At 26.0% G+C, this 13,824-nt stretch carries 12 protein-coding genes and 1 pseudogene; all 13 read left to right on the forward strand.

The features are described 5' to 3' along the window. Positions 1–52: 52 nt before the first annotated feature. The 13 genes and pseudogenes from EIH23_RS04640 (at position 53) to EIH23_RS04690 (ending at position 13,811) form a co-directional block, all read left to right on the forward strand. On the forward strand, positions 53–1,486 hold the full coding sequence (locus EIH23_RS04640; RefSeq protein ID WP_122639054.1) for a glycoside hydrolase family 32 protein: 1,434 nt from the start codon (positions 53–55) through the stop codon (positions 1,484–1,486). A 53-nt stretch (positions 1,487–1,539) separates the two neighbouring features. Then, complete coding sequence (pfkB, locus tag EIH23_RS04645) at positions 1,540–2,472, forward strand: 1-phosphofructokinase (protein WP_122639055.1); 933 nt, start codon at positions 1,540–1,542, stop codon at positions 2,470–2,472. A gap of 10 nt (positions 2,473–2,482) precedes the next feature. Beyond that, positions 2,483–3,451, forward strand: a complete 969-nt coding sequence (locus EIH23_RS04650; protein ID WP_122639056.1) for a carbohydrate kinase family protein — start codon at positions 2,483–2,485, stop codon at positions 3,449–3,451. Between the two features lie 210 nt (positions 3,452–3,661). Next, complete coding sequence (locus EIH23_RS16700; protein ID WP_122639057.1) at positions 3,662–4,057, forward strand: response regulator; 396 nt, start codon at positions 3,662–3,664, stop codon at positions 4,055–4,057. A gap of 71 nt (positions 4,058–4,128) precedes the next feature. Beyond that, entirely contained in the window at positions 4,129–4,374 is a 246-nt protein-coding gene (locus tag EIH23_RS16705) for a LytR/AlgR family response regulator transcription factor (protein WP_279265820.1), read from the forward strand. Between the two features lie 354 nt (positions 4,375–4,728). Next, positions 4,729–5,052 carry a hypothetical protein gene (locus EIH23_RS16510; protein WP_243113324.1) on the forward strand — a complete coding sequence of 108 codons (324 nt, stop codon included), beginning with the start codon at positions 4,729–4,731 and terminating at the stop codon, positions 5,050–5,052. Positions 5,053–5,150: 98 nt separating this feature from the next. Beyond that, positions 5,151–5,746 (forward strand): annotated as a pseudogene (locus EIH23_RS16515) (ATP-binding protein). Between the two features lie 230 nt (positions 5,747–5,976). Continuing rightward, a complete protein-coding gene (locus EIH23_RS04670) occupies positions 5,977–8,526 on the forward strand; it encodes an ABC transporter permease (RefSeq protein WP_122639059.1) in 2,550 nt (849 codons plus the stop codon). Between the two features lie 41 nt (positions 8,527–8,567). Further along, entirely contained in the window at positions 8,568–9,230 is a 663-nt protein-coding gene (locus tag EIH23_RS04675) for an ABC transporter ATP-binding protein (RefSeq protein WP_122639060.1), read from the forward strand. A gap of 156 nt (positions 9,231–9,386) precedes the next feature. Next, positions 9,387–9,542: a hypothetical protein gene (locus tag EIH23_RS16225; RefSeq protein WP_164488986.1), complete on the forward strand. Its 156-nt coding sequence runs from the start codon at positions 9,387–9,389 to the stop codon at positions 9,540–9,542. Positions 9,543–10,027: 485 nt separating this feature from the next. After that, a complete protein-coding gene (locus tag EIH23_RS04680) occupies positions 10,028–11,764 on the forward strand; it encodes a sensor histidine kinase (protein ID WP_122639061.1) in 1,737 nt (578 codons plus the stop codon). A 12-nt stretch (positions 11,765–11,776) separates the two neighbouring features. Then, positions 11,777–12,532: a response regulator transcription factor gene (locus tag EIH23_RS04685; RefSeq protein WP_122639062.1), complete on the forward strand. Its 756-nt coding sequence runs from the start codon at positions 11,777–11,779 to the stop codon at positions 12,530–12,532. A 193-nt stretch (positions 12,533–12,725) separates the two neighbouring features. Next, positions 12,726–13,811, forward strand: a complete 1,086-nt coding sequence (locus EIH23_RS04690; RefSeq protein ID WP_164488987.1) for a BMP family lipoprotein — start codon at positions 12,726–12,728, stop codon at positions 13,809–13,811. Positions 13,812–13,824 lie beyond the last annotated feature (13 nt).

Genomic DNA, 13,824 nt, shown 5'->3' on the forward strand with positions numbered 1-13,824 from the left:
CGATAAAATAGTTTTATAAATATAATAAAAAAATAGAAACTTAGGAGACATTATGAAATTTAAAAAAGTAGAAAAATACACATATGTAGAAGATAAACATAAACCTTATTTAAAAGAACTAAGTGAGTTTGTTAGTAAAAGTGAATACTTACCAAAGTATCACATTTATCCTAAAAGTGGATTAATGAATGACCCAAATGGATTGGCATATTTTAATGGAGAGTACAATTTCTTTTATCAGTGGTTCCCATTTGAACCTACACATGGTATGAAACATTGGGGATACTTAACATCAAAAGATTTATTAACTTGGGAAGAGAAAGATATAGCATTGACACCAGATATGGAGTATGAAAAAAATGGATGTTATTCTGGAAACTCTATAGAAAAAGGTGGATTATTATATTTATTTTACACAGCAAATTATAAAACTGAAAATGATAGAATACCAAAACAAGCTGTAGCGATTATGGACAAAGGTGGAAATATAGAAAAGTATATAAATAATCCAATTATAGATGGAGCACCAGATAATATGACTGGAGATATTAGAGATCCTTTTGTTTTTAGAAAAGGTGAAAAGTACTATATGCTATTAGGGGCAAAAAGCAAAAAAGAAAAAGGTGCATTATTACTATATACAAGTGAAGATTTATTAATATGGAACTATATGGGAGAAATAAATCTTCCAATAGATACAGGATATATGTTAGAATGCCCAAGTTTTATAGAAGTTGAAGGAAAAGATGTAATAATACTTTCGCCTATGGGTCTTGAAAAAGAAGAATTAAAGTATCAAAATCAATTTTCAACAGTATATTTAGTAGGAAAATTAGATATAGAAAATATGAAATTTGACCTAGAGTATATGGATGAAGTAGATAATGGATTTGATTTTTATGCATCGCAAGCATTTTATGGAAAAGATAATAAGCCTATGATGGTATCGTGGTTTGGATGTGGAGAACAAGATCTTCCAACTGATAAAGAAATGTGGAAGCATGGTTTAACTATGCCTCATACTCTTAGATTAGTCGAAAATAGATTGTGTAATTTTGTATCAGAGGAATTAAATGATCTATTTAATGATAAGAATGAATTTGACAGCAATATAATAAAAACAAAATCTAATTCCTATCATATTAAATTTAATATGCGTAAAGAAGATGAAAATAAATGGGTTAGATTTGGTTATGAAAATGATTATTGGGAGTTAAACTTTGATTTTGATAAAAATGTAATTCAAGTAGATAGAAGTAATCTAAAATTAAAAGTAGACATAAATAATGGATTGAAAAGATGTGCAGAAGGCTTAAATAAAGAAGAATATAAAGTTGATATTTATGTAGATAACAGCTTTGTAGAGGTATTTATCAATGAAGGAATGAAGTCATTTGTATTTAGATGCTTTAATCTAAACAATGAAGAACATAATATACAATTCACACATGCAAATAAAGGAAGCATAAATTACTACAATAAATAAAAAAAGGCTAGTTTATCTAGCCTTTTAACTATAAGAAAAGGAAAGATATAAATATGATATACACAGTAACTCTTAATCCATCTATAGACTACGTAGTAGAAACATATAAATTGAAAATAGGGGAAGTAAACAGAGCTAATAATGAAGAACTATATCCAGGTGGAAAAGGTATAAATGTTTCACTTATGCTTAACGAACTGAAAGAAGAAAATACAGCACTAGGATTTTTAGGTGGATTTACAGGAGAATATATAGAAAATACTTTGGTTTCTAGAGGCGTAAATACGGAATTTATAAAATTACAAGAAGGCTTGAGTAGAATTAACTTAAAAATAAAGGATGAAGATGAAACAGAAATTAATGGTAAAGGACCTCGTATAAGTGAGGATGAGTTACGATTATTATATAAAAAAATTGAAAAATTAAAAGATGAAGATATATTAGTTTTATGTGGAAGTATACCACAATCACTAAGTAATACATTGTATGAAGATATAGTTAGTATGGTGGCTAAAAAGGATGTAAAAGTTATAGTAGATGCAACTAGCAATCTTTTACTTAATACATTGAAATATAATCCATTTCTTATAAAACCAAATATCCATGAATTAGAGGAAATATTTAAAACTAAAATAGGCTCTATAGATAAGACTATTTTTTATGCAACAAAGCTTAAAGATATGGGAGCTGAAAATGTAATAATATCTATGGGAAAAGATGGAGCATTATTAGTTGATGAAAAAGGAGAAATATACTTAAGTAATGCGCCTAAGGGTAACGTTGTAAATACAGTTGGATCAGGAGATTCTATGGTTGCAGGTTTCATTAGTGGATATTTAAGGACTAAAGATTATAAAGAAGCATTAAAACTAGGAGCATCTTGTGGAAGTGCTACAGCATTTTCAAGTGGAATAAGTGGAAAAAAATTAATAGATATTTTGAAAAATGAAATTGAAATTAAAGAAATTTGTAAAATAAATATGTAAGGTGGCAAATATGAAAAAAGTAATAAGTATAGGAGAAGCTTTAATTGATTTTATACCTAATCAAAAAAGTTGTGAACTAAAGGATGTAATAGGTTTTGAAAGAGTAGCGGGAGGAGCGCCTGCTAATGTTAGTGCTGTAGTATCAAAACTTGGTGGAAAATCAAATTTCATATCAAAGCTAGGTAGGGATGCTTTTGGAGATCATATAATAGAGGTTTTAAAAGAGGCTAATGTAAATACAGATTATGTATTAAGAACAGATAAAGCTAATACAGGATTAGCTTTTGTTTCTTTAAAAGAAGATGGAAATCGTGATTTTTCATTCTATAGAAATCCAAGTGCAGATATGTTACTAGAAGAAAACGAAGTAAAAAAGGAATGGTTTAAAGATTGTCATAGCTTACATTTTTGTTCAGTAGATTTAATAGAGTGTCCAATGAAGTATGCACATAAAAAAGCTATAGAATTTGCACTAGAAAATAAAAGTATAATAAGCTTTGATCCAAATGTAAGGTTACCTCTATGGGATAGCGAAGAGTCATGTAGAGATGCAATAATAGAGTTTTTACATTTAGCTCATATAGTTAAAATATCTGATGAAGAATTAGAATTTATAACGGGGTATGATACTATGGATGAGGCTAAAGAAGTATTGTTTAAAGGTAATGTGAAGCTAGTTTTATTTACAAAAGGAAAAGGTGGAGCTGAGGCATATACTAAGGATAAAATTGTTAAAATACCTGGGAATGTTGTGGATGTAGTTGATACAACAGGAGCAGGGGATTCATTTATTGGTTCATTTTTATTTAAACTATTACAAGATGATATAAATATGGAAAGATTTGATAGTATTAGTGCTGAAATGTTAAAAGAATACTTAGTATTTTCAAATTGTTATGCCGCCTACAGTACAACTAAAAAAGGTGCGATTGGATCATATGCTACATTAGATGAGATAATAAAGTATATGAATCAATAAATTAGTATATAAGTATGAATCTAGGGTATTACTCCTATGATTCATCTTCACCATTAAAATCCACGAATACCTATATCCTTTTGGATATAGGTATTTTTATATTTTAAATATAAATACTATTGATAAAACTATCAAAAAAGTATTTACTTAAAGTATAAGAATTCACATAAAAATTACAAAAATACAATAAAAGTGTTTCAAGGAGGGGTTATGGTTAGGATAGCAATTTGTGAAGATGAAAAAGAAACACAAATATTATTAGAAAGTAATCTTAATAATATATTAAAACATACAAATAAAGAATATGAAATAAAAAAATATAGCTCTGGAGAAGAACTACTAGAAAGTGAATTAAATCATATAGATATATTACTTCTCGATATACAAATGGGACAAATAAATGGTATGGATACTGCAAGAAAAATAAGAGAAATAGATGATAACATGGAAATCATATTTATAACTTCATTGATAGATTATGTTCAAGAAGGATACGAAGTAAGAGCGTATAGATATCTATTAAAACCCATAGAATTAGAAGAATTAAAAAAACATATATTAACATGTATCAGAGAAATTGAAAAAACAAAAATCAGTATATTTTAATAAAGAATAAATCTAACACATATAAGATTTATTCTAATGAAATAACTTATATAGAAGTTCAAAAAAAGGATATGCTAATACATACAATAAATAAAGATTTTAATGCTAGATATAGTTTAGAAAAAATAGAAAAAGATTTAAATGTAGAAGAATTTGTAAGATGTCATAAGAGTTTTATAATTAACTTAAATCATGTAGAGAATATAAAGTCAAATGTTGCAATACTAGATAGTGGTGAAGAAGTACCTATTAGTAGATACAGACATAAAGATATAAAGGAAAAATTCTTGAAATTTATTGGTGATAGAATATGCTAAATCCTATAAATGACATGTTACTAATATTATCAATATTTATACCAATGATTATACTAGAAAGTATATTAACTTATAATAAAGATACAGATAGGTCTAAAAAGATTTCTTTTTTTATTTTATTATTATTAAACTATATTATAGTAAAATAATAATATTATTTAGTGTAGGTAAATTTTATGAATATAATATTATTTATATCTTAACTTTTATTATTTGGGGAGCATATTATAATTATTTTTATACACTAGGAATTATTAAATATATAGTTTCATTTTTTTTATTTGATGTATATCACTCTTTGATAAGGGATATTATATCTAGAAGTTTATTTTTATAGTTACAGGTAATGTGATTTTGTCAAAAGAAGCTTTATTGATTTCTAATTATGATTATGCTAAAGTTGAGATATATACATACATAATAATAATATCTATCTATATGATAGCTTATTTGACATTTAGGCTTTTAAATAATAAATTACAATTATATGAAGATAATAAGATAAATTATATATATTTATCGATTGCTTTAATGGTAAATTTACTTACTATAGTTATAATTTATATAAACAAGAAAATAGAGCGATTTGGTGGATATTCAGAACTATATGTAGTTGGGTATATTGTAACACCAAAGTTAATATTAGCAAGTAGTCTTTTATTATTGTGTTGTTTATAAAAATAATTAGAGAGAATAGAATACAATCTCAAAATGAAATAATAAAAAACAAATTAGATATGCAGTATTCTCATTATTTAAGTGTTCAGAAATCACATATGAAGGTTAAGAAGCTTTATCATGATATAAATAATCATATATATTGTATAGAAAATCTTAAAAATAATAATAGAGAAATTAATGAATATGTAAATAGTTTGAAAAATGAGATCAAAGAATTTAAATCAATCTACAATACAGGCAATATTATACTAGATATTATAATAAATGAAAAAAGTGATATATGTATAAAAAAGGGAATTAAATTTATTTGCGATATCAATTTTTCAAAGGTTAATTTTATAAAACCAATAGATGTATCTAGTATATTTGCTAATATTTTAGATAATGCGATAGAAGCTTGTGATAAAATACATGATGAAAATATTAATAGATATATTAGAATAAAAGGAACTATTTCAAAATGTTACTTTGTACTAAAATGTGAAAATAGCAAAGTTAATAGTTTGAAGTTTAATAAGAATATTCTATTGACAGAAAAAAAGACAAGTTCATACATGGAATAGGAATTCAGAGTATTAAATCATCTATACAAAAGTATGATGGAGAATTATTATTTGAAGACGAAAAAAATAAATTTACAATAACTATATACATACCGCTTAATCAAAATACTGACAGTGGGGGCTTTTAACCTACCAGTTGGGGCATATATATTGATACTGAATATAAGGGATGTTATCTTTTAATAGCAAAAGATAAGGTCCCTTTCTTAGTTTGTGATAGAAAGATCTAAACAATAAATGGAGGAATATTAGATGAAAAGTATTTAACAAGAATGAATAATCAAAGCGTGTAAAATATCTGTAAATCTACTTAAAAGATTAATTGGATAAATAATTTATAGTAAAATGGGAGGCTTGTATGGGAATTTACTTAAAAATGTCACTAGCATATTTAAGGAGAAATAAACTTAGAACGTCATTTTTAATACTTGGAGTTGTATTAGGTGTAGTACTTATATTTGGAACAAATGTTATAAAAGAGTCAAATAACAAAAATGATTTAGAAGCAATAGACAAGCTTTATGGCGGACATCATGTAGAATTTAGTGATTTAAATAATGAAGGTGTAGAAAAATTAAAAAAGGATAAAGATGTATCAAAAATTACAACAGTTCAAAATTTAGGAAGTGTTGTAAATGATAAAGGAAATTATATATTACTAAGGTCAGCAAATGAAGATTATATCAAAGGTAAAGCGAATAAATTAACTGGTAGGCTTCCTAAAAATAATAATGAGATAGTTCTAGAAAAAAGGGCTTTAGAATCAATGGGAGAACCTTATAAGCTAAATTCTACTTTAAACCTTATAGTAAAAAAGGATTACAAAGATTCTGAAGGTAATAATCAAATTTATACACAAGATCAAGAATTTAAACTTGTGGGAATTATAGAAAAACCAGAAGGTTACTATGACGTTGTTTGGACATATGAAGGTTTTACTTATGGTAATTCAGAATTGGATAATATAATTCCAACAGAATTAGTTACATATAACAGTATATTAGATTTAAAAACTGGGATAAAAAATCTTGATAGAAATGTTAAAAAAATTAGTGATAGAAATGACTTAGGAAGAACAAGTTTCTTACCAAATGTACCACTTGTACAGAAACTAGCAGATATTGAAATAGAAAGTGCTAAATCAAAAGAATCAATTCAATTAGAAGTATTAATTATAATTGCAGCAGTAATTTTTATATTTAATATGTTTAACATAGCGCTAAATCAAACTATGAAAGAAATAGGACTTTTAAGGTTAATAGGCTCAAGCGAAAAGAAGGTTAGATTAATATTAATATATCGAGCTTTCATTATTATGGTTATAGGCATAATTTTAGCGTTAATACTAGGAACTTTATATTCATATGTAGGAGTTAATACATATAATGTTGAGATATATAAAGAAGCCTCGATTGCTCCAAAACTATATATAAGTAATAGAAATATTGTAAAACCTATATTAGTAGGAATATTCTCAGTATCTATTCCTTGTATCATAGCAATGTGTAAGATTGGGAATATATCACCTATAGAAGCAATGAGTAACAATGAAAAAGTTAAAAGTTATAGTAAGGGATATAAATTAAATAAAGTTTTAAACAAAATATTTGGATTTTATGGATTTATGGGACTTAAAAATATTGGAAGAAATAAATCTAGGTCAATTATATCATTAATATCAATTGCACTTGGAGGATATATATTTATAACTAATTTCTCAAGCATGCAAGATGAAGTAGGTGCTAAAATTGAGGACATGCAAAATAGATATGATGTAGTTATGCAGTTTAATGGAGCTGTCTCATATTTAGAAAGCTTAAAATACACAGATACTGATGTAGATAAAATAAAGTCTGTAGATGGGGTAAAAAGTGTAAATACAATAAATGTAGTTAGTGGATTCTTTGATTTCAAAAAGGATGAAATAAATGAAGAGTTTGCAAAGTATAACGGAATAGAAAATACAGAGCATAAAATGGACTTAAAAATATATGGAAATAATTATATAAATAAAGATTTAAAAAAATTTGTAGAGTACGGAAATCTAGACGATTTAGGAAAAGAAACTGATGGTTATCCCAATGTAGCAGTATACAATTATTTTTATGAAAGAGAAAAGGATTATACTTTGAAAAAGGTATTTAAAGATATAGAGGTAGGAGATATTTTAACAATAAAAGTTCCAGCCAAAGAAGACAATAAAACTGTATATAAAGAAAGTAAAGTAAGAGTATGCTCAACACTAACACCAGACTGGATGTCTATGGGAGATGGTCAATTTGGGAATAACTTTGAAATTGTAACTTCAAAGAATCATTCAGAATCATTAATAGGAGAACAAAAATATACAAAGCTAGGTATAAATTTAGAAGACCCGTATGATGAAGTTGTAAATGAAAAGTTAGAAGAAATTTCAGATAGAATTCATTTATCTACTTTTAAAAGTAGAGTAGGATATGTAGAGTGGGCTAGTGAGTCAAGCCAAGAATATATAAAATCTAAGATATCACTTATAGTATTAGTCTTAATAATAGCTGAAATTAATATTTTCTGTACAATAAGAACTAATTTGCTTGTTAGAAGAAAAGAAATATCAACACTTAGAGCCTTAGGTCTTAGTATTAAAAATATGAGAAAAATGATTATTTATGAAGCATTAGCCTATTCAATATTTAGTTTTATGATTGCTTTAATACCAGCTATAATAAACCTAATTAAATTTGTAAATTTGAATAATGATGCTTATATAAACTATGGTATAGAAAACTTTATGGAATTTACATTCCCAGTTAAAGAATCAATAATATTTTTACTTATATCCATTACTATGTGTTTATTAGCAGCAATGACAGCTAATAAAGATTTTAAAGAAATGAATATTATTGAAGGAATAAAAGAGAATGATTAATTAAGTTTTATAAATTAGATGATATACAAGGAGATAATATTATGAAAAATTTAAGAGTTATAAATTTAAAAAAGGTATATGGTAGGGGAGAGAGTGAAGTAAGAGCTATTGATGGAATAAGTTTAGAAATACAACCAAATAAATTTACAGCTATAATTGGAAAGAGTGGTTCAGGAAAAAGTACATTACTTCATTGTATGGCTGGTCTTGATAAACCGACATCAGGAAAAGTTTTCATAGATGATTTAGATTTATACACTTTAAATGATGATAAGTTGTCAAAATTGAGAAGTGAAGAATTTGGATTTATATTTCAAAGTTATAATTTGATATCAGTTATAAATGTTTACGACAATATAGTGTTTCCAATATCGCTTAGTGGTGGTAAAGTAGACAAAAAGTATATTGATGATTCAATAGAGAAATTAGGCATAAAATCTCAAATTAAAAAGTTTCCAAATGAATTATCAGGAGGCCAACAACAAAGAGTGGCTATAGCTCGTGCGCTTGCAAATAAACCTTCAATAATATTTGCAGATGAGCCTACTGGAAACTTAGATAGTAAAACAACTAATGAAGTTATGAATTTATTAAAGTTTTGTATAGAAGAATATAAACAAACATTGGTTATGATAACTCATAATGATGAAATAGCTAGTAGCGCAGATAATACTATAAATATTAGTGATGGTAAAGTTATATAGAATACATTGCATAAATATTTAATAGTGAGTATTATTCATATGATTCTTATTTAATAAAGAAACAATATATTTAACTTTATTAGAGGATAAAAAAGTGATATATTAGTAATTAATAATAATGTTTTAAATGTAGTCGCACAAGTAGACAAGTTTATTATGTCAGCTTATTATGAGATATATGTTATAAAAGATAATTATTATAATAATCATCAGCATTTTAATAATGAGAAGCTTCTTTATAGTTTTATTTATATACTTTTAATTGTAAGACAAGGTTATTTAAATGAAATAAAAGAAGAATTAATAGATTAAGTAAATTGTGGTTATAATTTTTATTAATCATATCAACTATTATAGTTAAAAAGGTATTGATTGTAAAATCAATATCTTTTAATTTTTACTATTATAATAAATAGTATATTTTATTACACAATAACTAGAATTATAATCTATAAATCATGTATAATATAATCAACAAACTAATGTGTCATTTGAATCAGAAAACTTTAGATAGAATTCATGTATTTGATGCTATACAATCTATAAATTATCTTATAGAAGAAAATCTGTATTTAAAGTATTCTGATAATTATATATTTAAGAAAAACGTTTACAAAATTATGGTATTAATAATATAAAATAGCAGATGCATTAGATAAAATTATATTTAATGAATCTGCTATTTTTTATGTTACTTTTTAAATATTCGTTTAATATTCAAATAACATATCAATATTGATAAAACAATTTCATTGGTATAAAATTAATTATCAGATTTGCAAGAAGTAACAAAGGAGATGGGGAAGATTCATATACTAAATAAAAGTATTACATTTAAATTATTCTTATTAATGTTTACATTTACGCTACTAATAGTTGGTTTAATAGTAACATGGATTATAAGTGATACAAATCAAATGACTAAAAAAGAAATGTACGAGATGAGAAATCAAGTTTTAAGTGAAATTTCTAATAACATATCAATACTATTGTCCAATGTAGAAACAATAGGAAATAATATAGTAGTGGATAGTGAACTAATAGATATATTAGATGTACCTAAAGAACAACTTCCTAAAGATAAATACTTAAAGAACAAAATGGATTCATATGTAGAGGGATTGTTGAATGATGAGGTTTGGGAATATGGTGAGTTCAATATGAAGCCAGAATTATACGTAATTGGTGAGAATGGATTAACTTATAGTACCTATTCTAAAACTAAATATGATATAGATAAAATAAAAAATGAAGACTGGTACAATAAAATAATACAGGCTGATGGTAACACTGTACTTATTAATACATATAAAGATGAAAATGGAATAGGTCCATATAAAAACATCTTCAAAATGGGGCGATTAATAAAGGACTTAATAACAGAAAAAACTCTAGGTGTATTAATAATAGATATAAGTGAAACTATGTTGTACGATAGATATGCTGAAGCATTAAAGTCAGGGTCTAATATTTATATTATAGATTCACAAGGAAAAATAATATCAAGCAAAGATAAAAGAGATATAGGTATAAATTATAAAGAAGTTACAGGTAGCATAGAACATAAAAATAACAACTCAAGTAATATAGAAATAGTTTCTGAAATTAACCGATATGGATGGAGTATAATACAAGAAATTCCATCAAATATTTTGACTAAGCTATCCATTGAAATAGCTCAAAGGCTTTTAGTAATATTAATACTAGTAAGTTTAGTAGCTTTATTAATAGCCTATAAGTTATCTGTACTTATTACTAAACCAATATATAATATTAAAAATAAGATGGATGAGGTAATGCAAGGAAACTTAAAAGTTCAAGTAAAAGTAGACAAAGATGATGAGATAGGACAACTAGAGGAATATTTTAATAGTATGGTTAAATGGTTAGATTACTCTATATCAGAAATAAAGCAACAAGAAGAACAAAAAAGAGTAGCAGAATTAAGTTTTTTACAGGCACAGATAAATCCTCACTTTTTATATAACACTTTAAGTGGAATTAGATTTTTAATATCTATGAATAAAACAGAAGAAGCAGAGGAAATGCTTTATAGATTTACTAAATTATTAAGAAGTATATTACCAAAAGCTAGCGAAATGATTTCTTTAGAAGAAGAAATCAATAATATTGAAAACTATGTAGAGCTACAAAAAATGAGACATCCTAATTGCTTTGATGTTAGTTACGACATAGATCCAAGTATAAATGAATTTAAGGTTCCATCTTTTATTTTACAGCCAATTTTGGAAAATGCTATTTTGTATAGTATGGAAAAGGAGCACAATAAAGGAATTATTAGTATAACTGGCTATAGAAGAGATGATGGAGTAAGAATAGTAATAGAAGATAATGGAATAGGAATGACTCAAAATCAAGTAAAGGCTGTATTAAAAAAAGAAGAAAGTATGAATAGAGTGGGAGTAATAAATGTTCATGAAAGAATACAGTTAAATTACGGAGAAGAATATGGATTAAAAATAGAAAGTATAGAATCTGAAGGAACGAAGGTCATATTTATTTTACCTAGTTAGGGGGAGTGCAAGTTGTTAAATATATTAGTAGTAGAGGATGAAGCACCTATAAGGGACTGGATAGCTTATACTGTAGACAATATTTCAGAAGAATTTAAGGTTTTAGCATCTGCATCAAATGGAAAAGAAGCATATGAATTAGCAGTCAAATTTAACCCACAGGTTATTATAAGTGATATAAAAATGCCTATAATGGGTGGAATAGAGCTTACAAAAGAAGTAAAAAAAGTAATGCCAGACACTTATATAATATTACTTACAAACTATGCAGAATTCTCATATGCAAAGCAGGCTATAAGTTGTGGTGTACATGAATATCTTATAAAGTCAGATATAAGACCTAAAGAACTAAAAGATGTTCTTACAGGAATTTATGAGAATATAAAAGATAGCAATAATAGCTTAAATACTACAGGTACTGAGGTAAAAAATAACTATGAACTAGATGAAAATAAATATTCAAAAGCTATAGCAAAATCTATGGAATATATAGAGCTTAATTATAAAGAATCTATATCATTAGGAGAAATATCAAAGCATGTATATTTATCTCCTGAATATTTTTCAAGGTTATTTAAAGAAGAAGTAGGAGAAAACTTTAGCACATATCTCACTTTATTCAGAATGAAAAAAGCTGAGGAATTATTAAAAAATACAAATATGAAAATATGTCAAATATCTAATGAAGTAGGTTATGTCAATTCTAGTTACTTTTCAAAAACATATAAGAAGTATAAAGGAGTATCTCCAGAAGATGATAGATATTAAGAAAATGTCAATATTGTTCAATTAAAATCAATATTTTACAAATCTAATTAATGATAAGCCATAAATTTATCAATATAATGTTATGGCTTATCAATATAATTCATAGCAAGAAAACGTTATTTATAATAAAATACTAGTAAAGAAAGAGATACTTAGTTATCTGCTTTACTATGTATTATCATAGGAGGCAATAGTGATCAAATCTAAAGAAAATATAATAGTAGCTATTTCAGTATTATTAGTTCTATTTATAATAATAATTTATCCATCAGAGAATAGCGAAAGTAAGTTTGGAGATCTATCCAATGAAAATGTAACCCAAATAGGTGTAGTATTTAATAAGCATGGTCTAGGAGATAAATCTTTTAATGATTTATGTTTTGAGGGTATCTTAAGAGCTCAAGATAAATTAAACATAGAATTTGATTACTATGAATCTAAATCTGAAGAAGATTATGAAACTATAGCTAGAGAATATGCGAGTAGTAAAAAATACGACTTAATAATATCTATTGGTTTTGAACAAGAAGAAGCTGTAAAAAAAGTTTCAAAAGAGTTCCTAAATCAAAAATTTACATTAGTAGATTCTAGATTAAATCTCTCAAATGTAAGTTCAATAAATACATTTTGGACAGAACAAACATTTCTTAATGGTGTTATAGCTGGACTGCTCATGAAAGAAGATAAACTTCAAGATGAAGAAGTTAGTGGAATTATCCTTGGAATGGATATGAAACATCTAAGAGAAGGGGCTATAGGATTTGAAGCAGGAATTAGATATATAAATCCAGATGCAAAAGTTATAGTAGGAGTAGTTGATGATTTTTCAAATCCTGCTAAGGCAAAGGAAATGGCTCTTTCTATGTATAGAAAAGGAGCTAAATATATCCAACATATAGCAGGAGAATCTGGATTTGGAGTATTTGCAGCTGCAAAAGAAGTTGATAAATATGCATTTGGAATTGATGGAAATCAAAATCTTTTTGAACCAGATTATATAGTAGCGACAGCTATAAGGCATGCGGATGACATAATATATAACGAGATTGAATCAGTTGTAAAAAGTACTTGGTCACCTGGTATGCATAGTTTTGGAATCAAAGAAAATGTTATAGGCTATGAAATAGCAGGGTCTAATGTAGAGATACCAGAAAAAACAATACAAGTTGTAGAAGAAATAAAAAATGACATAGTAGAAGGAGAATTGTATATACCTTCAACCTATGAAGAGCTAGAAATATGGACTCAGTCCAATCAATATAAAAAAATAAATATATAAAAGGGAGAAAGTT

The organism is Romboutsia sp. Marseille-P6047 (assembly GCF_900604535.1).
Lineage (GTDB): Bacteria > Bacillota > Clostridia > Peptostreptococcales > Peptostreptococcaceae > Romboutsia_E.